The following is a 25,138-nucleotide window of genomic DNA, read 5'->3' as shown; positions in this document are numbered from 1 at the left end:
TTTGGAGAAGAAAGGCTTAGCGCTCGATTAATGAGCATCAATTGAATTGTATTGAGACAATTATAATGAAAAGAATCATCTTATTAGCAGTCTGCGCCATGTTTGGTATTGCTGTCGTGGCGAGTATGGCATCAACGTACCTAATTTCGAGTCAGAAAATCGATGACATCATCTTAAACAAATCCCAAGTTCAAGCTGAGTTTCTAGCGGGAAATGCGAGTTATATTTTGGAGAACTCAGCCAATCCAATGCAAGATTTACAATCGCTTGTTGAGGGGCTGAAACAACGTTCAGACGTGAGTTATGCCGTTGTAATTGACCGTAACGTAACGGCAGTAGCCCACAGTGATAAGCACAAGCTGAACAAAACCTATAACGATGAATATACTGTTGAAGGCGCGACGAGAGGTGTTCAACAGTACTCAAAGTGGTATGCCGATGTCCAGAAAGTATGGGTGTTTGACATCATGGCACCAATTTATGTGGATGGTCAGTTATACGGTACTTTTGATATTGGTATTCCTATTACCGAAGTGAGCCAAGCGACGAATGGAATTATTACTTACCAGTTGATCTCTATGGTGGCGATCTTCGTTATGTGTGTTTTGATTCTGTCACTTCTGCTAAATAAACTGATGAGACCGCTTTCTGCGCTTAAAGACGCTCTACAAGACATCTCAAAAGGAGACGGAGACTTAACCGTTCGTTTGCCAGCGAAAGGTAATGACGAAGTCGCGCAAATTTCTTCTGCTTTCAACGTTTTTGTTGGGAAAGTACATGAGATTATTACACAAGTTGTAAATACTGGTGTGGAGCTTAATAGTTCAGCTGTCGCTTTGCGTGGGCAATCTCAACAAGCGCTCACAAGAGGGCAAGAGCAGAACGAGCAAACCATGCTGGTTGTCACATCCATGAACGAAATGATTGCGACGGTCAATGAAATTGCCTCCAATGCTGCTGGAGCGGCAAATGCTGCGAGTGCAGCAAGTAATGAAGCGCAAGATGGCTACACGACGCTAGAAAGAACCAAAACGGCGATGACTAATCTTGAAAACGAGATGAACAGCACTTCCAACATTATCGTGAGTCTTGCTGAAAATACTCAGTCGATTGGTAGTATTCTAGAAGTGATTAGAGGTATTTCGGAGCAAACCAATCTATTGGCTCTCAATGCGGCTATCGAAGCTGCACGCGCTGGTGATGCCGGCCGAGGTTTTGCAGTCGTAGCTGATGAAGTTCGCAACCTAGCGACTAAAACGGCTCATTCTACCGATGAAATTGACAACATGATTCACCAGCTACAAACTGAAGCTCAAAGTGCGGTGAATTCAATGAGCAATAGTAAGACTCTTATTGAAGAAGGAACGGCAGAAACCGAGTTAGCTCGACAGGCTTTAGAAGCAATAGCTGCACAAGTGACGACTATTTCAGATATCAATACTCAAGTAGCAACCGCAACAGAACAGCAATCAACGGTAGCAAACGAAATTAATATGAACATGGATACCGTCAGCCACTCAGTGAAAAGTGCGCTAACGGCGAGTGAGCAACTAGAAGCATCAAGTCAACAACTCGCGGAGCTATCGCGAACACTCGATCGTCACGTGGGAGCGTTTAGAATCTAAACGCCAACTGACCCTCTTTAATAAAAAGCCAGTAAATGTTAATTGCTGGCTTTTTTATTTGAAAAAATCGAGTCTCAAATCGCTTAGCGGTGTCTGTCCTTTCTAGACGATAAAACAAAATATGATAAATTAGTTGAGTAAAGCTTAGCTAAGCGTTAAGTTTCGCATTTTGCTTTAAATGTTCAACAAACATAGATATTTTCTTAGCTACATGTTTTCTAGACGAGTAAAAGGCGTAAAGCACTAAATCCTCAGGTTCGTACTCTAGAGTGACGATTTCTAGCTCACCATTTTTGATCTCATTTTGGCATGACTCAATTGGCAATATTGCGTACCCAAGCCCTGATAACGCGCCATATCTGGCGAGATGACCGCTGTTTACTTTGAATGAAGATTGCACAGTTTGAGTAATATGGCCCCCAGCAGGGCTTCTGAATACCCATGGTGCACCATTTACTGCGGTAAGCGTCGTGATGCAGGGAACATGACTTAGATCCGTAATTTTGTAAGGGGTGGCGTATTTCTCAATTAGTTGAGGCGCGGCTAAAATGGCACTGGGCCAGCGTTTTATCTCTCTCGCCACCCAGTTACTGTCTGACAAAGTCCCTCTATGAAAACTCAAAATGACATCAAAGCTGTCAATAACATCATCTTTAGGGTTTAGCGTTGTATCGCAAGACAAAGAGATTGACGGGTATTGCGTGCAAAAGGTGACAACCGCTTTGGCGAGTACAGGTGTGTCTGGCATAAGAATTCGCAGTTCCCCTGTTACCGTGTGTGAGTGGCGCGTTACCGTTTCTAGTGCGGCGTTGAGTTGCTCCAATAACGGACGAGTGCTGCTATAGAGCTCTTCTCCAGCCTCGGTAGGCGTCATTCGCCTTGTTGTTCTATTGAACAACCTAATGTTTAACTTTTCTTCAAGCAGGGCAATGTGTCGGCTGATATTTGATGTTGGTATATTCAAACACTCAGCGGCTCGCTTAAAGCTGTTGTTCTCATAAACACAGTGAAAACTTTTTAACCAGATTTGGTCAACGTTATCAAACATTTCATTATCCCACTTTATTGGATTATCAAGCCAGCATATCGCACTTTATCCCTGTACTAAGTTACATACAATTTTATTTACAAGTTTAAGCGAACAAACAACGAGATATCGCGCTAGAACGTAATCAATAGTGGTGAATTTATGAGCTGGTTAGAACGGTTATTTGAGAATAAAAATATAATAGGTTCGCGCAAAGCGTCTATCCCTGAGGGCGTTTGGACAAAGTGTCCTGAGTGTGAACAAATACTTTATCGTGCCGCGTTAAAAGAAAATTTGGAAGTATGCCCTAAATGCTCATATCACATGAGAATGGCTGCGCGTCAAAGGTTGATCTCTTTTCTGGACCATGGAACACAACAAGAGTTGGCAAGTGAGTTGGAGCCACAAGATATTTTGGGTTTTAAAGACTTAAAGCGATATAAAGAGCGAATTGCTTTAGCACAGAAAACGACTGGAGAAAAAGATGCGTTGGTGGTGATGGAGGGCAAGTTATTGGGGCTGCCTGTTGTTGCGTGTGCATTCGAATTCTCTTTCATGGCAGGCTCGATGGGCGCAGTGGTTGGCGAGAAGTTTGTCCGAGCAGTTGAAAGCGCAATTAATACAAAATCTGGGTTAGTATGTTTTTCCGCTTGCGGAGGGGCGCGCATGCAAGAGTCTTTGGTGGCACTCATGCAAATGTCAAAAACCAGCGCCGCGTTAAACCACTTATCTGAGCACAGATTACCCTATATCTCAGTATTGACGGACCAAACTTATGGTGGCGTCTCGGCGAGTTTAGCCATGTTAGGAGACATCAATATTGGTGAACCTAAAGCAAGTATTGGCTTTGCGGGAAGACGGGTCATTGAGCAAACGGTACGTGAAAAGCTACCAGACGAGTTTCAGCGAAGTGAATTTTTACTAGCGCATGGTGCGCTAGATATGATTGTCGATAGACGTGAAATGCGCGATCGCGTTGGCCGCTTACTGGCTAAGTTAACCAACGCGAGGGTGGTCTCAGAATAGGTTGTATTAAAGTTAGACTTAGTACTTGCGTTTATTGAGCCGTAATCATTACAAACCGTTCATTTTGCCCCCATCTTGGTTCCGCATTCATTAGGCTGAGATCCAACGCCGTTTGGTATGGGTCAACAGCAAAATGGTCGCTTACTAACCCCCAGAGCATCCAGTTGATTGCGGTTTCATTCTCGGTAAGCTCTTCGAGTGGCGCTTGGAGGAAAAAGTACTCATCTTCGCCATCGTAACCGAGCCGATCATAGATAATGTTGCGTAGCTCTCGATCCAAATCATGTTGGAGGTTGATTGAGTCGTACAGTTGCTCTTCTGTTGGGCCATTCTCATGGTGATAAACATTGCGTTTTGACTCTTTGTGTAAAGTACCTGCGCCAGTTTCAATGCTTACTTTCTTTTGCGAGTGTTGCTCAAGAACTTGAATGATTTCATCCTCTAGTTGATCGAGTTTACTCAGCAAAACTTGATTGTTTATGTCACCAGCGGGGGAGGCCATCGTTTGGAAGGCTTTCACTCTCTCGTAGACTGCTTTCCCGTGAGGAAGGGCTGCAAAACACTGTTCTTGGAGCGCTTCATTGGCTTGCCAAATGCCCGAGTAGAGCTCGTAATCATGTGTATATGGTGGAAGCTCTTCAGTATCTTCCCCTAATAATTCTCGCCAGCGCTTTTGCCACTGTTCTTCTTTTGCGTGTTTTACACGCGCGTATTGCTTAACCCAGCGGTTACGAAGTTTTACCCCAAAAATGGCAAGTCCCCATGGAGCGAGCAAATAAAAATAATAGTGAGAAGAGTTATCCCAAAAGTAACCGTAAACGTAAACACCAAAAGCAAGCACCCAAGTTCCAATAGTACAAGCAATAACCCCGGACATTATTGATGATTGGCGCTTTGTTTCTCTTAATGTATTACCTTCAGCACATAACCAAAAAATGCCGCCAAAAACAAAGGCAAACGTTGTCATGAAGTAGGCAATCCCCGCTCCCAAAAATCCCCAAAGTGACATGTATTATCCCTAGCCAAATATCTGCTTTATTCACTCATCAATGACTGGAGGAGTAAATGTGTTTGACTTGGCGGAGAATTTACCATTAATGCCAACCTTTTGATATGCACTCTATGACTTATTGGGAATGAGTCACAAATAAAAATAGATGGTATCAAGCATCAAAATTTAATTTAGAACCTTTGATTGTCGTGAACTCTATCTGGAAGAGTTAAGGGGGGCGTTTAAGGGCAATTTTCCTCATAAAGTCGTTATTTAGAAAAAGGTAAATTAATGTTTTTATTGATAATTGTGAGTTTTTTTGGAGTGGGATTGCTCCCATTTAATTAGAGTAAAAGACCTATTTTTGGGAGCGGTTTCATAAATTTTATGACACTGATTTCACTGTTTGAGCTGTAAAGAATATAAACCCCCACTCAATGTATGTTAATAATCAATGAGTGTTGTTATGTCTCATATCCGTTTTTTCCCGCGCCATCGTTTGGCGCTTGCTTGTATGCTAGCGAGTGTGTCTGGCTTCTCTTTTGCACAAAATCAGTGTGCTGTTGCTGATTTACAACAATCGCGAGATCTGGCTACTGCCGTTTCTGGTGCTGAGTATGATTGCTACCACGCATGGTTTTCAGCACCTTCAGAAACGCTGAATGATATCTATAGTGAAGCGAGCCTAAGCCGTATCCAAGTCGCGCTGGATCAAGAAATCGCTCGCTATCGTGGTGAAGCAGATCAAGCTCGTATTCTAGAGAACCTAGGCGAATTTATTCGAGCGGCCTACTACGTTCGCTACAACGCTGGTACTGGTACACCTGAGTTTTCGCAAGCGTTGAGTCAGCGTTTTGCTCAGTCGACGAGCCTATTCCTAAACAACCCTCATGCTTTGGATCAAGGTCGTGAACAAGTTGGTGCAATGAAGAGCCTGACTTTGATGGTTGATAACGTTAAGCAGTTGCCGCTGACCATGGATAGCATGATGGCCGCGTTGATGCACTTTAATCGTGAAACCGCGCAGGACACGCAATGGGTCGATGGTTTAAACAACTTGTTCCGCTCTATGGCAGGCCATGCGGCGAACGATGCGTTCTACCGATACATGGCAAACAATACACACCATATTGATACGTTGGTGAAATTCGCATCTGATAATGCTTGGGCATTAGATACGGATGCAAGCTTTATCGTTTTCAATGCATTACGTGAAACTGGTCGTTTGCTCGCGAGCCCAGATCAGGAGACCAAACGCAAAGCATTGGCAGTAATGCAACAGGTGATGCAGCGTTATCCACTGGGTAGTGAGCATGACAAACTATGGCTTGCTGCCGTTGAAATGATGAGCTACTACGCACCAGAAGGCCTAAATGGTCTGAATATTGAGCAAGCCAAGCAAGATTTAGCTGCACGTGTAATGCCAAATCGTTTTGAATGTCAGGGACCTGCCATTATTCGCTCTGAAGATCTGACCGATGCTCAAGCAGCGAAAGCGTGTGAAGTGCTAGCGGCAAAAGAAGCCGACTTCCATCGAGTTGCGAATACGGGTAATCAACCTGTCGCTGATGATTTGAATGATCGTGTTGAAGTGGCGGTATTCGCGAGTAACGCTAGTTACGTTGATTACTCTTCATTCCTATTTGGTAATACAACGGACAACGGCGGTCAGTACCTAGAAGGTGACCCTTCAAAAGCGGACAATACTGCGCGTTTCGTCGCTTATCGCTACGCGAATGGTGAAGATCTCTCTATCTTGAACCTAGAACATGAATACACGCACTATTTAGATGCACGATTTAACCAATACGGTTCGTTCAGCGATAACTTGGCTCATGGTCATATTGTTTGGTGGCTAGAAGGTTTTGCTGAATACATGCATTACAAGCAAGGTTACCAAGCTGCGATTGAGCTGATTGCAGATGGTAAACTTAGCCTTTCCACTGTGTTTGATACCACGTACTCTCACGATACCAATCGTATCTATCGTTGGGGTTATCTAGCTGTTCGATTCATGTTAGAAAATCATCCACAAGACGTCGAAAGCTTGTTGGCATTGTCGCGCTCTGGCCAGTTCGAACAATGGGCACAGCAGGTGACGTCTTTAGGTCAACAATACGATGCTGAGTTTGAACGTTGGTTGGACACATTAAAAGTGGAACCTGAGCAACCTGATACAGACCCAGAAGAGCCAACAGAACCAACAAGCCCTGAAGCACAAGTGACTGAATTGACGGCGAACCAAAGCCTTCAGCTCAGTGGCGAAGCATACAGCGAAAAACTGTTCTACGTTGATGTTCCAGCCAACACCGTTAACTTCAATGTATCTATTGAGGGGGCGGGTGATGCGGATCTTTACATGAGCTACAACAAAGTCGCGCATTACTATGATTTCGAAATGAGTCAATATGCTGATGGCAGCAATGAAGAGATTGTGTTTGAACCAGAGCAAGATGGTTACGTTAAAGCGGGTCGTTACTACATCAGCTTAACTGGACGTGATAGCTATGACTCAGTAAATCTTGTGGCTGCGTTAGAAGTGGAAGCGCAAACACCGCCAACCCAAGTGCAAGATGATTTAGCACCTGTGGTACTAGAGTCTGGTGAAGCCAAAATGCTTACCGTTCACAAGCAGCGTTATGCAGCAGTTCATGTGCCTGAAGGTGTAGAAGAGGTTCGTGTATGGCTAACGGCTCACTCTCAAACTGGTAATGTCGATCTATACGCGAGTAGGGAGCATTGGCCTACAGTAGAGCAGCACGAGTATGCGTCCAACTATGCAGGCAGCAATGAATACCTTGCGATTCCTGTTACTGAAGCAGGGTACGTGCACTTCGCTCTTCAGGCTCCAGAGCAAGGCGATGACGTTGAAATGCTAGTGCACTTCAACTAAACAGGTTCGATTAACTAAAGTCGAGATAAAACGTCGCTGATACAGCGACGTTTTTGTTTATATCGGACACGATTATAAACAAACAGCGGCGAATGCTAGTTAATCGGCTGATCTATCGAGTTATCAGTTGCCCTTTTTCTAAACGGCTTTAGGTTTGTATTGCAATTTACCGCGCACATAAACTTTTTTAGCGACGCGTTCTGTGACCTAGCTTCTGATTTGTGTTTCCCAAATGGATACAATATATATGCACCCCGTGCAATAAAGTGAAAAGGGAAAGACATGAAAACGCTTATTTATGAAACGTTGATTAGCCTTGCTAACCAAGAACCAGAACAACATGCAAGAATCCGACAAAATCTCTATGAACAGTTGGATCTGCCGTTCGATAAGCAGCTGGCTTTGTATTCTTGTGCCCTTGGTCCTGCAAGTTCAGGCAAGTTGGAGAGCAGTCAAGGCATTAACAACGCGGTAGATTGCGCGGTTAAACTGCTTGAAACTCCTGAGCGCTAATTCACTCGTTGTTTTAATCACGGCCCGAACCCCAAGGGCCGTTTTTAATTGCGGTTAAATTGATTTCAACGTCGTTATTGCTCTGCTCTTTCCGCTAGCACTTCTTTGAATGCAAACATGCCGTTTAATGCCGCGGGAAACCCTGCGTAGACGGACATCTGCAAAATGATCTCTTTAATCTCATCCTCGCTACAGCCTACATTCAGCGCTGCATTTAAGTGCACTTTTAGTTGCGGCGCGCAATTCCCCATTGCCGTTAGCGCGGCGACGGTTGCGATTTCTCTCGATTTTAGGTCTAAGCCCGGGCGAGCATAAATATCGCCAAACGGATACTCAATGGTGTACTGAGCTAAATCTGGACAAATATCTTGTAAGCTTTCGATGACATTATGACCAGCGTCGCCATCAATTTGAGAGAGTAGTTCTAATCCTTTGTTAAAGCGTGATTGTTCCATCGGTATGTTCCTAGTGAATAAACGTAAACACACCTTAATCGTTAGAGTTAACTCTAAGTCAACGAACTTTTCCGCTTTTATACAAGGCAATTTTTTCTTCTAGAGCCGATAAGTGCTTTTTCTGTTGTTCAATGTGGCGTTTGAGGTTTTCTTGGTGGCGTTCTAACAGGGCTTGACGTTGTGGTACAGATTGAGAGCCGACTTCCCTTAATTTGGCATACTCTAGAATCTCTTCAAGTGGCATTGCAGTTTCTTTTAAACGCTTAACAAAGCTTATCCAGTTTAGATCTTTCGAACTATACATTCGATGTCCACTCGCGTTTCTATGGACATGTTTAAGTAAACCGATTTTTTCATAGTATCGAAGTGTATGAGCAGATAGCCCGACGAGGTCAGAAAATTCTTTGATATTCATTATTATCCTCCAAGGTAGAGCATACCCCATAGAGATAAGCTAAGTTTCGCATTTTGAAGTCATTTCGGGACAGATACAAACAGAAATCATTAGTCTTTTAACGCTAGGTATGGTGATTTACTGGATTTTTGAAACGCGCCAAACGTGATCCATCTGCCAGTTTCGTTTTATTAACAATTGATTACTCAACGGGTTGGCTTGGCTATTTTTATCCTTTGGGCCTATTTTAGGGCGTACATAGGTCTTATGTTCTATCTTTTTAAATTGAAGTTTTTGCTAAGAAAAACAATGCTTTAGGTTTGTGTTGGGCTGTTTGGATTGTATGTTGTGTGCCCGTTATTCACTCAGAACGATTTATCGCTGTGCAATGGATGAGTCGCTACGCCTTCGATTTCAGCCTTGAGTTAGTGCTAAAAGGGTGAGTGCCTCTGATGAATAGCTTTTATAATTTCGATTATTGAATTCACTCACAAAAAAATGCAAACAAGTAATCGTGAGTGGAAACGAGCAGGAGAACAACATGAGTGGCTCACAGGAAACACAATCATTCGGTGCAAACGTTATCTTACATGCGTTTGATTGGAAGTATGCTGACATTGCCCAACGAGCAAAAGAAATCCGCGAGCTTGGTTATGGCTCTGTGTTGGTTTCGCCACCAATGAAAAGCGCACACGATGAGCGCTGGTGGCAGCGTTATCAACCACAGGATTATCGTGTTATCGATAATGCCTTGGGTGATACCAAAGATTTTATTCATATGGTTCGTGAACTGGAGCAAGTTGGTGTGTGGGTTTATGCCGACGTAGTGTTTAACCATATGGCAAATGAGGCCCACCTTCGCAGAGACCTTCAGTACCCAAGACAAGAGGTCTTGGAGGAATACCAGAACAACAAACAGAAATATCAGTCGCTAGCGTTGTTTGGCGATCTATCTCAACCACTTTTTGATGAAGAGGACTTTGTTGAAGCATTCGGCATCAAAGACTGGAAAGATAAGTGGCAGGTTCAAAACGGACGTATCACAGGTGGGCCAACCGACCCTGGCTTGCCAACTCTTCGTGTTTGTGACCATGTCGTTGAACAGCAGCGAGCGTACCTAACGGCGCTGAAAGCTATTGGTGTGAAAGGTTTTCGTATTGACGCTGCGAAACACATGACGTTAGAGCATCTTAAGCGTGTTTGGACAGACGACATCACGCGGGATGTGCACATATTTGGCGAAATTATTACCGATGGCGGTGCGACGGAAGAAGAGTATCAGCTGTTTCTTGAGCCGTATCTACAGGAAACTCGCCTAGGTGCGTACGATTTCCCTTTGTTCTCAACCATGTTTAAGGCGTTTGCTAAAAAGGGTAGCTTCAAGTCTCTGATTGATCCCTATTGTTTTGGTCAGGCTCTGTCCCCCGGTCGTGCGATTACATTTGCTATCACACATGATATTCCTAACAATGATGTCTTTCTTGAGCTCATCATGGACGAGGAAAACGAATGGTTAGCTTATGCCTATATTCTAGGCCGAGATGGTGGTGTGCCGTTGATTTATACCGACTTAAACACTAGCGGTATTAAAGGTAAAAATGGTCAGCCAAGATGGCAAGGTGCATGGAGCGATCCGAGAATGGCAAAAATGATCCAGTTCCATAATATGACGCATGGCGAGCCGATGAGTGTTCTTGAAGGTAACGATGACATGCTCGTACTTAAGCGAGGTGACAAAGGTATTGTGGTGCTTAATAAATCACAGCGTCAACAGTCTTTGACATTAAAAATCGATGGTAATTGGGTTGATTTGATGACAGAACAAATCATTCCAACTGACGGTAAGTTAATCGTACCATCTAAGTCGTCGATGTTACTTGTCGCGAACTAGAAGATGTACACACCGAGCTTAGCAACTTCGGTGTGTATGTTTTTCATCGTCATTCACGTTCTGCTGAAGTTCAATAGAAACTCAAACTCTCTCGTTTTTGCTAGAAATTTATGAGCACTCGTTAACGCAACATTCTGCTTTTAAAAAACCAATTACGTCATCTAAGCACTGATACTCTGCAACACAAAAAAGGGTTCTACCCTCGCGGCGCTGGGTGAGAAGACCAGCTGAAGCAAGGCTCGAGATATGATGAGAGAGAGTGGATGCTGGAATGCCAAGCTTTTCTTGTACGCCGCCTACCGCGATACCTTTGTATCCCGCTTTGACGACTTCTTTGTAAATACTTAAACGAGTCGGATGCCCTAACTCTTTTAGTGCTTTAGCAACGGCTTCAAGCTCCATACTGACCTCTAAAGAATGACCACAGTAATTTTGTTTCGATAATAGGGAAAGTCTCGGTAAATGCCAACTATTACGATCTCAGAACAATTTAAATCAGATGAGATTCATACTGGCTCATGCCTTCATGACAACAATTGTCTGTTCTAATGAGACAGATCAATCTTCATTATTATTTCACGCCACGTTCAAAATCCCTCGTCTACACTCAATGTTGAGTTGTCAGTTGGCAGACCAAGGAGGCGGCCATGATTGCGGTTCATAGAGATTATTGTTTGTCTAACAGTTCGGAGTTACATGCCCACGTTAAAGTCAATCCTGTCGGTAAATTAGAAGTTGAGATTGTTGAACTTCAAGAGCGCCACACCACAGAGTTTGATGATTTGTCTTTTGAGAGTCGTGGGTGTGAAACTCGAATCTGTGGTAAAGAAGACACAACTCCGTGGCAGTTCAATCTTGCAGTTACTGATGCGTTAGAGCTTTCTCATTTAGTGGAAGAAGCAAACGAAGAGTATGAGATTTTAATGAATGATCTTATGTAATATCGAGAAGATCATTTTATCCTGCACGGCGTGTGGCTCTGTACTGAAAAAATAAAAACCTCCCAAGCGGGAGGTTTTTAATATGGAGTGCGTTATCGTTGGATAGGCTCTTCTCTTGGTGGTGTTAGCTCTTGGACGTTATCTTCATTAAAGTCATCGGCGTAACCTTTAGGTGGCGGTGTCCAACCTCGTTCTGACCGCGATAGTTTGTCATGACGATCTTTTTGCATCTCTTCCGCCATTTTCTCCTCTAACTGAATAAACAGTTGTCGGAAATTGTTGTCATAGCGTTCACCTTCAGAATCATCTTCCCAAGCTTTGTAGAGTATTTCTGACTTACGTGCTTCAACACGCTTATATGTCGCCTTCTGTTGTTCAACAAAGAAGGGGTGAATGCCAAGTGCTTTCATTGTGTGACCGCCCATCTCCAATGCAGAATGGTAGGTCTCTGATTCAATAATATCAGCTCCCGCTTGACGCAAAAGATAGCCATGTCCACGGTCAAAGGCACGTGCAATCACTGTTACTTTTGGGTACGTGTGCTTAACGTACTTCACCAGTTCTACACTCGATTCTTGGTTATCAATCGCCACAACCAACGCAGCGGCGTGCTCAATGCCGGCTGTATGTAGCATATCTGGTCGAGTCGCGTCGCCAAAATAGGCGCGAGTGCCAATCTGGCGCATGTTATCGACTTGGTCAGATTGATGGTCAAGTACCACGGTAGTCACGCCGTTTGATACCAATAGGCGATTCACTATTTGTCCAAAGCGGCCGATGCCGGCGATGATCACCGTGCCTGTTTCCTCAATCGTATCGCTTTCGCGTTCATTTGACTGGCTTTCAAAGCGCGGCAGAATCACTCTATCAAAAAGAATAAACAAACCTGGTGTCAGGAACATCGAAATCGCAACCACTAACGCAAGAGTTTGTGAGAGTTCAAATGGGATGACGTGGTTTTGCACTGAAAAGCTTAGAAGCACAAAGCCGAATTCACCTGCTTGAGCCAAGCTTAGGGTAAACAGCCAGCGGTTGCTGCCTTTCACCCTAAATATCAGTGCAAGAATAAACAGCACCAAGGCTTTCAAAACCATCACGCCAATGGTCAATGCCATGACCAACCAGAAATCACCAAAAAGGACCGAGAAGTTGATCCCTGCGCCAACGGTAATAAAGAACAGACCTAACAATAGGCCTTTAAATGGTTCGATATTGGATTCTAACTCGTGGCGGAATTCACTGTTCGCCAATACAACGCCAGCCAAGAAGGTTCCTAAGGCAGGAGATAAGCCCACTAAACTCATCAGTGCAGCGATACCAATGACAAGCATGAGTGCAGTTGCGGTAAAGATTTCTCGCAAACCAGAGCTAGCCACATAATTGAGCAGAGGTCGACTTAAAAAGTGTCCACCAACGACGACGATTGCAATCGATGCTGTGATTACGATGCCGTATGCCCAGCCTGGCAACCCCGCAACGAGGCTTAATTCTTCATGGTGCGCTGCGGCTGTTTGTGCTGCGGACTGTGCCTGTTCAATTAATTCAGGTAAGGCCAATAGGGGAATGAACGCCAACATTGGTATCACTGCAATATCTTGAAAAAGCAACACGGAGAAAGCGTTTTGTCCACCTTCCGTCTTCGTTAATCCTTTTTCGTTAAAAGTTTGCAAAACAATCGCAGTAGAAGAGAGGGCGAAGATCAAACCTATGGCTAAGGCTATGGTCCAAGGCTGGTCAAAGTATAAGGCAATACCCATAATCGCCGCGACGGTACCACCGACTTGCAGACCTCCTAAACCCATTAAGCGATTGCGCATCGCCCACAACATTTTGGGTTCGAGCTCTAAACCAACGAGAAACAGCATCATCACCACGCCAAACTCGGCAAAGTGCTGTATTGTTGTTGTTTCTTCACCGACTAAACCGATAATTGGGCCAATGACCACACCTGCGATGAGATAGCCTAAAACGGACCCAAGTCCCAAACGCTTAGCAAGTGGGACTGCAATTACAGCAGCGATCAAATATACGAAGGCTTGTAAGAATATCCCTGTCATGAAGCCTCCTTAATGAGCTCTGGCAATGCGCTGTTAAGCTTGATTAATGACGCCGCAGCTTCAACATCCAACCTATCTTCGACTAAAGCTGTTAGCAGGCTCTTGTACCGCTCAACATGACGAGGGATTCGCCCTTCTTCATCTGCTGTACGTGCGCCAAACATCGCGAGAGGGGCAATGTAGTTCATGCCGGTCAGTGCGGACATTTGTTCAATAGGCGCAAGCAGTTGACGAATCGTAAAGTGGTTGTAGCCCTCTGCCTTATAAGCTTCTTCTTTGCCCCCTGCAGACAGCACACAAAGCATGGTCTTGCCTTGCAGTGCTGTGCCATCTGTACCGTAAGCAAAGCCATATTCCAAAACCAGATCTTGCCACTCTTTTAAAATCGCAGGCGTTGAATACCAATATAGTGGGAATTGGAAAATCACCACGTCATGCTCACGTAAGCGTTGCTGCTCACGGTCGATATTAATATCGAAACGAGGGTATTCGCCATAGAGATCAACACATGTCACGCCTTCAATTTTTTGAGCTTCTTTGAAAAGTGGAGTATTCACTTCTGAACGATGCTGGGAAGGATGAGCAAAGAGAATGAGTACTTTTTTATTTGCCATAGGGATCCTTGCTATCTAAATAACCATGCCCAGTAGGAGCGCGGGTTGGTTAGAAAATGTAACTCATAAATGATCGCCAAGCTAGTTTGGAAAACTGTTTAAGCTGTTTCAATATCAATAAAAAACCACCAAATAAATTGGTGGTTTTGGGAAGCGTTACGTTTTACTAATCATGAATAGGGACGACTAGAATATCCACCGGTGACTTGTTAATTAAGTGTCTGGAGTAAGAAATAATCTTGCTCCAGAAATCTTGGTGGTGACCACAAATCAGAAGATCCACTTCTTGCTCTTTAATGGTGACCTCTAATTTATCAGCCAAGTCGCCAGTACCTACGAAGAAATGTTTAAGTGGGTAATCCATGTAATCACTAAATGTTTTTAAACATTCCATTGAATGCTCATTCAACGGCCTTTGATCCGGGTTTTCTTTAATGTCTACAAGCTCACGATAGATTTCTCCGTGCGTACCATCAATATGAATAAAGGAGATATCGGAGTCGAGATAGTTTGCCATTGATACCGCTCTGTCGATAAGCACGGTGCTTTCATCTGACAGTTCGAGTGCAACAAGGATATGTTTGTATTTCATAACCACGCCCTTATGTGGATTATCTTTACCCTAAGCATAGTATGGCTTGGATAAAAATTGTGTTGCTAAGATCTCGAAATTGTTCAAAGACTTGTTAAAAAGTTAATGTGATATAACAACTTACTGTGAAACTTTCTTTTTGTTCACATTTGGTTAGAAAGCTTGCTTTTTGAACAAAAAAGCGGCTACACTCTGTGCATCATTTCTCTAGGAGATTACGCCAACATGAAGAACTAAACCTGTCATCCATATTTTTACTTATTTTTTGGATCTGCAGGGTTAGTAGGCGTAGCTCACTTTCCGATATTTCTTTGCAACAAGACGACTTTTTGATTTGACGTATATCGTCGAGCTTTACATAGAGCTTAATGCGTTTGTGCACGCGTTTTGTTGCCATTTCAAATCATAGCTACGGCTGTTGTCCCTGTCATACAGGAGGCAAATTATGCCAGTTTTACAAGCTTTTAATGTTAGCCATCAGTTTGATAATGGCGATACGCTATTCCAGTCTATTTCTTGTTCCATGACTAAACGACGTGTTGGTTTGGTTGGGCGCAATGGCATCGGCAAGTCGCTTTTGGCTTCCATTTTAGCGGGAGAAACTCAGCCTGCCAGCGGTGTTGTGACTGCTCCCTCTTCTTTCATGATGTATCGCCAGCAGCCGTCTGATCTGCTTTCAGGTCAGCAATCGATCGCCCAGTTTCTGGGCAAAGATGCGGTCTTGCATGCTTTAAAGCAGATTGAACAAGGTGATGTTTCTGAACATTGGTTCGAACTGGTTGGTGAGCAGTGGGATATTGAATTAAAACTCAAACAGCAGCTCGCTGCGATGGGATTACCGCAAGACCCTGATTTCTCTTGTGCTCGGCTCAGTGGTGGTCAGTTGGCACGTTTGCAGCTATGGCAGTTGTTTGAAAACGAAACGGAGCTTTTGATTCTCGATGAACCATCCAATCACCTCGATACCCAGGCGAAACAATGGCTGATAGAGTCTATGACGCATTTCAGCGGCGCGATTTTACTCATCAGTCACGATCGTGAGCTGCTGCGAGAGATGGAGGAAATTTGGGAACTCTCGGGCCTAGGCTTACAAGTTTTTGGTGGAAATTACGATGTGTACGCCGAGAAAAAACGCACTGAACTGCAAGCGATCGAGAGGCAGTTAGCGCAAGTCGATAAACAGAAAAAACGGTTAGCCGAGCAAACCCAGAAAAATCGCGAAAAAGCAGACCAACGCGCCGCGCAAGGGAACAAACTGCGCAAAGACGGCAGTCAGCCCAAAATTTTGCTTGATGGAAAAAAGGATAGTGCGACCGCCAGCGCCTCAAATCGCAATAAGAATGAGCAACTCAGACAAGCGCATTTACAAGCCAAAGAACAGGCGTTGCAATTGCGACATGAGCAACTCAAGGCGCAAAAGCTTTATCTTACAGATAATCCGAACCGTTCGCGAAAAGTATTGTCGATACAAGAAGGTATATTACCTTTTGGGAATTCTACACCTATCACGTTGCAGATTTTTGCGAACGACAAAGTCCATCTCAAAGGGAAAAATGGCTGCGGAAAATCAACCTTGTTAAAGACGTTGCTTGGCGAGTTATCGTTGCAGAGTGGTGAGCTGAAAGTGAATACGCCTTTGTATTATCTCGACCAACATTTTGGTGCAGTGAATCCAAATCTTTCGTTACTTGAGAACGTAATGGAGAGCTGCCAAGAGATGACGGAAAGTGAAGCGAGGACCTTATTGGCCGGGATCGGTTTTCGTCGAGATGCAGTGTTTCGATTGGGGCGCCTACTGAGCGGTGGCGAGAAGATGAAGCTCGCGATGCTGATAGTCAGCCACCAAAATTCTCAGCCTTTGCTGCTGCTTGATGAACCAGATAACCATCTCGACCTCGAGTCAAAAATAATGCTTAGTCAGGCGTTAAATACATACAAAGGTGGATTTGTTCTGATCAGTCACGACCAAGATTTCGCTTCTGAGTCTGGGGTTTTGCGCCAAATCGAGCTGACTTAGACGAAAGAGAGTAAACGCCATCGTAGCTCTTCAGTATTGTTCCCAAGTTCTACACCGCCACTTACTAGTTTGTAGAACTGGAAGGAAATGAGGGAGTTAGGATGGCTTTCACAACTCGTTTAATGAAATTAGATTCATTTTGTCGATATATAGTAGAGTTCTGATGTATTGCACAAAAAGACAACAGAAAAATAAAAAGGAATTTCATGAAAAAGAATACCCTAGCACTCACAACGGCTCTCGTACTCGGAAGTGTGTTGTCTGTGGCGTATGCAAATGAAGCGGCGCAATCGTCGGTTGAACAGGTAAGCCCCAAAGCCATCACGTATCCAACCACACAAAAAGTGGATGTTGTCGATGACTACTTTGGTACAAAAGTGAGTGATCCTTATCGCTGGTTGGAAGACGATCTCAGCCCAGAAACCGCAGAATGGGTTAAGGCACAAAATGCAGTGACGTTTGATTATCTGTCGAAAATCCCTTACCGCGAGCAGATTGAAGAGCGCATCACTAAGCTCATGGACTACGAAAAGCAAAGCCAACCGTTCAAAGAGGGTAAGTTCACTTATTTCTACAAAAATGACGGGCTACAAAACCAAGATGTGCTTTATCGGCAGTTAGGTGATGGCGAAGCAGAAATTTTCCTCGATCCAAATACTTTTAGTGAAGATGGCACCACATCGTTAGCGGGAGTGAGCTTTTCACGTGATGGTTCTTTGGTTGCATACAGCATTTCGGAAGGCGGTAGCGATTGGCGCAAAGTCATTGTGTTAGACACAGAAACCAAAAAGCCCGTCGGCGAAACGCTGGTGGATATTAAGTTCAGTGGCATCAGTTGGTTCGGCAATCAAGGCTTCTATTACTCAAGTTATGACAAGCCAAAAGGGAGTGAACTTTCTGCGAAGACAGACCAACACAAGCTCTACTTTCATAAACTAGGGACGAAACAAAGTGAAGACCAATTAATTTTCGGTGGTGTAAAGGACGAAAAGTATCGCTACGTTGGGGGTTACACGTCGGAAGATGAACGCTACTTGTTTATCTCAGCCAGCGTATCGACGTCGGGCAACAAACTGTTCTTCAAAGACCTGAGTAAGCCAAATAGCCCGCTGAAAACCATTTTAGATAACACCAGTTCTGATACTTGGGTGATAGACAACCAAGGCACGAAACTGTACTTGGTTACGAACCTTAATGCGCCGAACAAACGCGTCGTGACGGTGGATGCAAGTCAGCCGCAACCCAAAAACTGGAAAGATGTGATTCCTGAAACAAAGAACGTGTTACGTGTTTCTACCGCGGGTGGCAATTTGTTTGCGAGCTATATTGTTGATGCGATCTCAATGGTGAAGCAATACGACATGAACGGCAAACTCATCCGAGAAATCAAATTGCCTGATATTGGCAGCGCATACGGTTTCTCGGGGAAAAAAGAAGAAACCGAAGTCTACTACTCTTTCACCAACTACAAGATGCCAAGCACTACCTACCGTCTGAACATCAAAGATGGTGATAGCGAGGTGTACTACAAATCTAAGGCGCCATTTGATCCTGCTTTGTATGAATCTCGCCAGGTGTTTTACACCTCAAAAGACGGAACAAAAGTGCCGATGATCATCACCTATAAAAAAGGGACACCGATGGACGGCAGTGCACCAACCATCCTATATGGTTATGGCGGTTTCAACATTAGCCTCACGCCATCTTTTAGCCCGACACGTGCGGCTTGGCTGGAGCTTGGTGGTGTTTACGCGGTAGCGAACATTCGTGGCGGTGGGGAGTATGGTAAAGAGTGGCACAACGCTGGCATTCAAATGCAAAAGCAAAATGTGTTTGATGACTTTATTGCGGCGGCTGAATTTCTAATTGATGAAAAGGTAACGTCATCAAACAAGTTAGCCATTAACGGTGGATCGAATGGTGGCTTGTTAGTGGGGGCCGTTATGACGCAACGTCCACAGCTGTTTAAAGTGGCGCTGCCAGCAGTCGGCGTACTGGATATGCTGCGTTACCATACTTTTACCGCAGGTGCTGGTTGGGCGTATGATTACGGCACGGCAGAGCAAAGTAAAGAGATGTTCCAATATCTGAAAAGTTATTCGCCGGTGCACAATGTAAAAGCGGGGGTGGAATACCCAGCAACATTGATTACAACCGGTGATCATGATGACCGTGTTGTTCCTGCTCACTCATACAAATTTGCTGCTGAGTTGCAATCGAAGCAAGCGGGTTCAAATCCGACCTTAATTCGCATCGAAACCAATGCAGGACATGGTGCAGGCACACCAACGCGTAAAATAATTGAGACAAATGCAGATATTTATAGTTTTGCACTGTTCAATATGGGAATAGAGAAACTGCAATAGTGCGAATTGTTTGCGTTTTAGTTATCGAAACGCATCGGCGCTTTATCGCTCGATAATAAAAGGGAATCACAGAGAGTGATTCCCTTTTTATTTATTATAGGCCTACTATTCTAATCTGATACTAGGCTAATCAAACTAAGGTTTTTAAATTATTATAATGTTCTAATTAATCTGAAGAGTGTTGTACGATAGAAATGAAACATTGATCGCGATCACCTAAATCCATTGCACTCTCTATTTATATGGTAAAATTAATTAATCATTTGTTCTAATGATAATTGAATTTTCATAAGTTTTAATATTTCCTTCTTCATTGGTATTACCAAATTTCAAGTTATATAAGATATAAGTAGCGGTGATTGAACTTTTACGATGCTTTATTTTATTTTAATTAAAACGTCGAATGTTTCGTCATTATTGAATTTGCTTTGATAATTTATGTTATCCAAAGCGAGTTGTGTTGCTTGCTATTTATGATGACCTCATGACGTGAATAATTTTATAATCATTAAAATGGATACAGTTTTATGAATTTAGTGAAACCGTCTGTTGCCATTATGGTTGCAGCCCTACAACTCGCGTCTTCTGCCTATGCGCAGACAAACAATAACGAAGAACTACAAGATATGTCTGACCCACTTGCGGTATACACCCAAGCGGGCTTTGGTATTACTGATAAAGGCGCGAACATCAAAATCGGTCAAACTTACCAATCTAGCCAGCCTGGTACCATGGCGATGAACATCATTGAAATGAAAGGCATTGGTGGTGAGCTATTTGGCATTCGTGACAATGATGATCCAATATATGCCAACGTTGATGACAGCATTGACTCTTTCCGACTACGTAATTTCCAAGTAGAAGTCGCAAAAGGTCTAGGCCGTCAATTAGATGTAAACTACGACGTTGATAACGATAAATTAGATGCATCTTACAGCTTTATTCAAGGTCTACCTAAGTTTGGTATGTTGCAGATATTTCCTTTAGCTGGTGCGGGTGTCACTATTGCTAATGATTTTAGTGGCGATGACAAAGGTTATGAAATTCCAGGTACTTTCACCGTTGTGGGTATGTACTCAAAAATTGAATTAACCGATAAAATCTGGATTAACTACAACCCAATGTATATGCATACGTTGTCAGGGTCTAGTCAATATAAAGATACTTATTACGTGGGTGAAGATAATATCTTGACTCATGAGTTTGCGTTGTCTTATCAAATTAATCCTCGCGCAAATATTCGTTACTTTGCAAACTGGAATGAGCACGTTAATTTCGGTGATGGTGATCACCGTATCGAATTTAACTACCAATTCTAACTCCCTCGTTTATTTCCAGAATAGAAAGTGTGTTTATCCATATATTTAAATATTTAGGCCTAAGCACTTTCTACATAAAGTAGGTTTATCATGAAAGCCAAATATAAATTTGCGTTGGTATCTATTGCTATATCTTCTGCATTACTATCAGGATGCAAAACTGGCGATATCGCAACGAAAACAGCCCAAGCACCCTCTGTTGAAACCGTTACCCTAACCGAAACAAAAATCACTCCTTATCATACTTTTATCGGTCGAACTGAAGCGGTAAATGACGTTGATATTATGCCGCGAGTCGGTGGCGAATTAACCGCGATTCATTTTAAAGATGGCGATATGGTCGAAAAAGGCCAATTGTTGTTTGAAATCGACGACCGTCCTTACAAAGCGGCACTGGCGTATGCAAAAGCGTCGTTGCAAAAAGCAAAAGCACAACTCGTTCAAACTACGCGTGATGCAGAACGTGTGAAGAAACTCATCAAAGATAAAAGCATCAGTGAGCAGCAATACGATGACGCCATTGCTGCGCACGCCGCAGCGATTGCTTCGGTAGAAGAGGCGAAAGCGACGCTGGTTTCAGCAAGGCTCGATCTTGAATTTAGTTCTGTGCGCGCTCCTTTCTCTGGCCGCGTGGGTTTCAGCAACTTCCGAGTGGGTGACCGTATTTCGAAAATTCAAATCGTTCCTCTTGTTTCGATCACTCAAGTAGACCCAATTCGCTTTGGCTTTGATGTGGATGAGAAGCTCTACCGCCGAGTAAGAAGTGCCATTGATGTGGCTCATCGTAACGATGACAAACTGGATGTTGATTTAACACTGACGCTTTCAGACGGTTCATTGTATCCGCTTGATGGCAAGATCTACGCCGTTGGCAATAAGATCGATTTAGAAACAGGCTCAATTCGAGCAGAAGCACAATTCGATAATCCAACTTACGCGCTTATGCCGGGTGAATATGGCAACTTGACCATCAAGCTGCGCAACAAAACCATTGATGGTTTGCTTATCCCATCGGCGGCTGTTCAACAAGACCAAGCGGGTGACTACGTCATGGTGGTTGGTGATGATCACGTGGTGTCTCGTCGTAACGTTGAACTCGGTCAGACCTACGGTGTGAAACGTGCTGTGCTGACTGGTTTGGCGGCTAACGAAAAAGTCATCGTCAATGGTCTACAAAAAGTGCGTCCGGGTGCAACGGTGAAAGACGTTGAGCTACAGAGTGAACAAGGCTGAGTGAGTACTGATGTTGAGTAAATTTTTCATTCACCGGCCGAAGTTTGCTTTGGTGATCTCACTGGCGATGACATTGATGGGTATGATCGCCCTGAAAGTCTTGCCAATTTCTGAGTATCCTCAAATCTCCCCAACGGTAATTACGGTGAGCACCATGTATCCGGGTGCAAACGCGGACGTGGTTAAAAAGACCGTAGCACAACCGATAGAAGCCAAAGTCAACGGCGTTGAAGACATGATTTACATGTCTTCTGTGATTGGTAACGATGGCTCATACACATTGCGTATTTACTTCCGAGTGGGCGCAGATGGCGATATGGCGCAGGTTCGTGTGAACAACTTGGTGGCACAGGCGACGTCGTCTCTACCACAAGAAGTAAACCAAATCGGTGTGACGGTTAAGAAGAAATCTTCCGACATGCTGGGCGTTATCACACTGCGTTCTCCGAAACAGTCTCACGACAGTATCTACCTTTCTAACTACGCGGATCTCAATATTGTCGAGCGTCTAAAACGTATCGAAGGTATGAGTGACATTACGCTGCTGGGTAAGAAAGACTACTCAATGCGTATTTGGTTGAACCCAAATAAACTGGCTACCTTGAAGCTTTCTGCTAGCGATGTTATTGGCGCAATTAAAACGCAAAATATCCAAGTGGCGGCGGGTAAGATCGGTGGTATGCCAGCTCCGGGTGACCAGCAATATCAATATGTTTTGCAAACCAAAGGTCGCCTTACTTCTGCGGAAGAGTTCGAGAACATCATCATCCGTGCGAGCAAGAAAGGTTCTTTGATTCGCTTGAAAGATGTGGCTCGTGTCGAAGTTGGCGCACAAGGCTACGAAGCTGATGGTCGTATGAATAACGAACCAGCCGCAGTTCTGGCCTTGTACCAGTTGCCGACAGCGAACGCGCTAGACGTGATGGAACGCGTGAAAGAGGCCATGAAAGAGTACGAGAAATCATTCCCAGATGATTTGGTCTACGACATCGCTTATGACTCTACCGAATACGTAGAGACATCGATTGATGAAGTGTACGAGACGCTGGTGATTGCGGTACTTCTTGTAACCTTCGTTGTGTACGTTTTCTTGCAGAACTGGCGAGCGACGATCATTCCAACCTTAGCGATTCCTGTTTCCATCATAGCGACGTTCGCAATCATGGGCGTGATGGACATGACCATCAACACCATTTCGTTGTTTGGCTTGATCCTCGCCATCGGTATCGTGGTGGACGATGCGATCATCGTGGTAGAGAACGTGGAGCGGGTTATTCATGAAGAGCATTTAGACCCGATTCCGGCCACTATCCAAGCTATGAAAGAAGTGACGGGGCCAGTATTGGCAACAACGCTTATTTTGTTGGCGGTATTCGTACCGGTTGCGCTATTGCCGGGTATTTCCGGTCGAATGTTCAACCAGTTCGCAGTCACCATCTGTGTGTCGGTGCTGATCTCTGCGATCAACGCATTAACGTTAACGCCAGCGCTTTGTGCGTTGATGTTGAAATCTACTCACTCGCAACCTATTGCGCCTTTGCGTGCGTTTAACCGCGGTTTTGAAGCAATAACGCGTAAATACCAAGGTTTAGTTGGCTTCTTGAGCCGTCGTATTGTGCTGAGTATCGGTGTGTATGGCGCGCTTATTGCGGTGCTGGCATTTGCGTTCATGACCGTACCTTCTTCTTTCGTTCCGAACGAAGACAAAGGCGTGTTCATGGTCGAAATGCGTTTGCCAGACGCTGCAGCACTGCAGCGTACTGCACCATTAATGAAGAAGTACGTTGATGAGCTAAAACAGATGGAAGGTGTGGAGAACGTGGTTTCGGTTGCGGGCTTCTCGGTAATTAACATGGCGTCGATTCCAAACTCGGGCATGTTGATCATCAAACTGGATAACTGGAGCAAACGTAAAGACCCTGAACTACACCAACGCGCATTGATGAATAAAGTTAACCAAATGCTGAACTCAACGCCAGATGCCGCTTCGTTCGTTTTCGCGACGCCGGCAATCAAAGGTATGGGTGCGGTGGATGGTTTCAACCTTGTGCTGCAGGACAACTTGGGCCGTTCTCCACAAGAGTTGGCAAAAACAACCGCTGATTTTGTTGCCCAAATCAACCAACTGCCTGAAGTGGCACGTGCGTTCTCGATTTTCCGTGCGAATATTCCGCAACGTTACATCGATATTGATCGCGATAAAGCGATTTCGATGGGCGTACCGTTGAATGAAATCTTCAGCACACTGCAAGCACAGTTGGGCGGCGCCTACATTTCTGACTTCAACTTGTTTGGTCGTTCGTACCAAGTGAAAGTGCAAGCAGAAGAGCAATACCGTGACAACATCGACGACATCAACCATCTGTTTGTTCGCTCAAGCTCTGGAAAAATGGTGTCACTGGCAACGCTAGTGAAAGTGAAGCCGATCTTCGGCCCTGATACTTTGTCGAACTACAACATGTTCAGTTCTGCAACCGTGAACGGTGCGCCAGCGCCAGGTTACAGCTCGGGTGATGTTGTAAAAGCCATTGAAAAACTGGCTGCGGAATCTTTGCCAAGTGGTTACTCGTACGAGTGGTCAGGCATGACTTACCAAGAGATGAAAGCAGGCAACATGGCACCAATCGCGTTCGCATTGTCTTTGCTGTTCACCTACTTGTTTTTGGTGGCTCAGTACGAAAGTTGGACCATTCCTGCTGCGGTAATGATGGCGGTTCCAGTCGCTATTCTCGGCGCAATGGGCACGCTACTGCTTGTGGGGCAACCGTTCGATTTGTACGTGCAGATTGGTGTGGTCATCTTGATTGGTATGTCCGCCAAAGTGGCGATTCTTATCGTGGAATTTGCCAAAGTTCTGCGAGAAGAAAAGGGCTTATCCATCATTGATGCTGCCAAAGAAGCTGCTCGAATCCGTTTCCGAGCAGTACAGATGACCGCATTCGCCTTCATCTGGGGGGTATTCCCGTTGGTGATTGCATCGGGTGCCGGTGCGGCATCTCGTCACTCACTGGGCTTTGCGGTATTCGGCGGCATGATTCTCTCTACGTTTGTTGGCACGTTACTGACGCCAGTGTTCTTCGTGATGATGCAATCTCTGCGCGAGAAGTTTAAGCGAAAGAAACCCACTGAACTTGAGGTGAGCGAGCAATAACGCTGATTTCAACTGACTGACTCCACAACACCC

The 25,138-nt window shown here is 44.4% G+C and carries 19 protein-coding genes; 11 read left to right on the top strand and 8 right to left on the bottom strand.

Going from position 1 to position 25,138, the window contains the following annotated elements:
- The first annotated feature begins 65 nt into the window (after positions 1 to 65).
- Positions 66 to 1,625 carry a methyl-accepting chemotaxis protein gene (locus R7Q46_RS02265; RefSeq protein ID WP_031778895.1) on the top strand — a complete coding sequence of 520 codons (1,560 nt, stop codon included), beginning with the start codon at positions 66 to 68 and terminating at the stop codon, positions 1,623 to 1,625.
- Positions 1,626 to 1,773: 148 nt separating this feature from the next.
- Here R7Q46_RS02265 and R7Q46_RS02260 read toward each other — a convergent pair whose 3' ends face one another.
- Positions 1,774 to 2,673: a LysR family transcriptional regulator gene (locus tag R7Q46_RS02260; protein ID WP_064369126.1), complete on the bottom strand. Its 900-nt coding sequence runs from the start codon at positions 2,671 to 2,673 to the stop codon at positions 1,774 to 1,776.
- A gap of 141 nt (positions 2,674 to 2,814) precedes the next feature.
- Here R7Q46_RS02260 and accD point away from each other — a divergent pair, with 141 nt between their 5' ends.
- Positions 2,815 to 3,678 (top strand): acetyl-CoA carboxylase, carboxyltransferase subunit beta, encoded by an 864-nt coding sequence (accD, locus tag R7Q46_RS02255; protein WP_017821534.1) that lies wholly within the window; start codon positions 2,815 to 2,817, stop codon positions 3,676 to 3,678.
- A 31-nt stretch (positions 3,679 to 3,709) separates the two neighbouring features.
- On the opposite strand, the gene R7Q46_RS02250 is transcribed toward accD, so the two are convergent.
- Positions 3,710 to 4,687, bottom strand: coding sequence for a hypothetical protein (locus R7Q46_RS02250; RefSeq protein WP_053303803.1), 978 nt, complete (start codon positions 4,685 to 4,687; stop codon positions 3,710 to 3,712).
- 448 nt (positions 4,688 to 5,135) lie between these two features.
- Here R7Q46_RS02250 and R7Q46_RS02245 point away from each other — a divergent pair, with 448 nt between their 5' ends.
- Together R7Q46_RS02245 and R7Q46_RS02240 are read left to right on the top strand one after the other, a co-directional pair.
- Positions 5,136 to 7,562, top strand: coding sequence for a M9 family metallopeptidase (locus R7Q46_RS02245; RefSeq protein ID WP_318077264.1), 2,427 nt, complete (start codon positions 5,136 to 5,138; stop codon positions 7,560 to 7,562).
- Between the two features lie 282 nt (positions 7,563 to 7,844).
- Positions 7,845 to 8,075 carry a PAS factor family protein gene (locus R7Q46_RS02240; RefSeq protein WP_005375384.1) on the top strand — a complete coding sequence of 77 codons (231 nt, stop codon included), beginning with the start codon at positions 7,845 to 7,847 and terminating at the stop codon, positions 8,073 to 8,075.
- Positions 8,076 to 8,149: 74 nt separating this feature from the next.
- On the opposite strand, the gene R7Q46_RS02235 is transcribed toward R7Q46_RS02240, so the two are convergent.
- Both R7Q46_RS02235 and R7Q46_RS02230 read right to left on the bottom strand, forming a co-directional pair.
- Positions 8,150 to 8,530: a carboxymuconolactone decarboxylase family protein gene (locus R7Q46_RS02235; RefSeq protein WP_054728771.1), complete on the bottom strand. Its 381-nt coding sequence runs from the start codon at positions 8,528 to 8,530 to the stop codon at positions 8,150 to 8,152.
- Between the two features lie 58 nt (positions 8,531 to 8,588).
- On the bottom strand, positions 8,589 to 8,945 hold the full coding sequence (locus R7Q46_RS02230) for a MerR family transcriptional regulator (RefSeq protein WP_047101703.1): 357 nt from the start codon (positions 8,943 to 8,945) through the stop codon (positions 8,589 to 8,591).
- A gap of 520 nt (positions 8,946 to 9,465) precedes the next feature.
- On the opposite strand from R7Q46_RS02230, the gene R7Q46_RS02225 reads away from it, so the two are divergent.
- Entirely contained in the window at positions 9,466 to 10,815 is a 1,350-nt protein-coding gene (locus R7Q46_RS02225; protein ID WP_262602746.1) for an alpha-amylase family protein, read from the top strand.
- Between the two features lie 108 nt (positions 10,816 to 10,923).
- On the opposite strand, the gene R7Q46_RS02220 is transcribed toward R7Q46_RS02225, so the two are convergent.
- Positions 10,924 to 11,217 (bottom strand): ArsR/SmtB family transcription factor, encoded by a 294-nt coding sequence (locus tag R7Q46_RS02220; protein ID WP_005375388.1) that lies wholly within the window; start codon positions 11,215 to 11,217, stop codon positions 10,924 to 10,926.
- Between the two features lie 245 nt (positions 11,218 to 11,462).
- Here R7Q46_RS02220 and R7Q46_RS02215 point away from each other — a divergent pair, with 245 nt between their 5' ends.
- Positions 11,463 to 11,756, top strand: coding sequence for a hypothetical protein (locus R7Q46_RS02215; RefSeq protein WP_005375389.1), 294 nt, complete (start codon positions 11,463 to 11,465; stop codon positions 11,754 to 11,756).
- A gap of 92 nt (positions 11,757 to 11,848) precedes the next feature.
- Here R7Q46_RS02215 and R7Q46_RS02210 read toward each other — a convergent pair whose 3' ends face one another.
- The 3 genes from R7Q46_RS02210 to R7Q46_RS02200 form a co-directional block, all read right to left on the bottom strand.
- Positions 11,849 to 13,813 (bottom strand): monovalent cation:proton antiporter-2 (CPA2) family protein, encoded by a 1,965-nt coding sequence (locus tag R7Q46_RS02210; RefSeq protein ID WP_318077263.1) that lies wholly within the window; start codon positions 13,811 to 13,813, stop codon positions 11,849 to 11,851.
- Positions 13,810 to 14,427: an NAD(P)H-dependent oxidoreductase gene (locus R7Q46_RS02205; protein ID WP_005375391.1), complete on the bottom strand. Its 618-nt coding sequence runs from the start codon at positions 14,425 to 14,427 to the stop codon at positions 13,810 to 13,812. Before R7Q46_RS02205 ends, R7Q46_RS02210 begins: the two co-directional genes overlap by 4 nt.
- Before the next feature lie 166 nt (positions 14,428 to 14,593).
- On the bottom strand, positions 14,594 to 15,019 hold the full coding sequence (locus R7Q46_RS02200; protein WP_005375398.1) for a universal stress protein: 426 nt from the start codon (positions 15,017 to 15,019) through the stop codon (positions 14,594 to 14,596).
- Positions 15,020 to 15,464: 445 nt separating this feature from the next.
- Here R7Q46_RS02200 and R7Q46_RS02195 point away from each other — a divergent pair, with 445 nt between their 5' ends.
- The 5 genes from R7Q46_RS02195 to vmeQ all read left to right on the top strand — a co-directional run bounded on the left by R7Q46_RS02195 (position 15,465) and on the right by vmeQ (position 25,105).
- Complete coding sequence (locus tag R7Q46_RS02195; protein ID WP_318077262.1) at positions 15,465 to 17,036, top strand: ATP-binding cassette domain-containing protein; 1,572 nt, start codon at positions 15,465 to 15,467, stop codon at positions 17,034 to 17,036.
- A 206-nt stretch (positions 17,037 to 17,242) separates the two neighbouring features.
- On the top strand, positions 17,243 to 19,402 hold the full coding sequence (locus R7Q46_RS02190) for a prolyl oligopeptidase family serine peptidase (RefSeq protein WP_318077261.1): 2,160 nt from the start codon (positions 17,243 to 17,245) through the stop codon (positions 19,400 to 19,402).
- A 527-nt stretch (positions 19,403 to 19,929) separates the two neighbouring features.
- Entirely contained in the window at positions 19,930 to 20,721 is a 792-nt protein-coding gene (locus tag R7Q46_RS02185) for a hypothetical protein (protein WP_025768495.1), read from the top strand.
- Positions 20,722 to 20,811: 90 nt separating this feature from the next.
- Positions 20,812 to 21,954 carry an efflux RND transporter periplasmic adaptor subunit VmeP gene (gene vmeP, locus R7Q46_RS02180; RefSeq protein ID WP_005375406.1) on the top strand — a complete coding sequence of 381 codons (1,143 nt, stop codon included), beginning with the start codon at positions 20,812 to 20,814 and terminating at the stop codon, positions 21,952 to 21,954.
- A gap of 10 nt (positions 21,955 to 21,964) precedes the next feature.
- Positions 21,965 to 25,105: an efflux RND transporter permease subunit VmeQ gene (gene vmeQ / locus R7Q46_RS02175; protein ID WP_318077260.1), complete on the top strand. Its 3,141-nt coding sequence runs from the start codon at positions 21,965 to 21,967 to the stop codon at positions 25,103 to 25,105.
- Positions 25,106 to 25,138: the final 33 nt, after the last annotated feature.

It is taken from the genome of Vibrio sp. 811 (genome assembly GCF_033339195.1).
The sequence above is the reverse complement of the archived record's forward strand: the minus strand, read 5'-3'. Positions and strand labels throughout refer to the sequence as shown.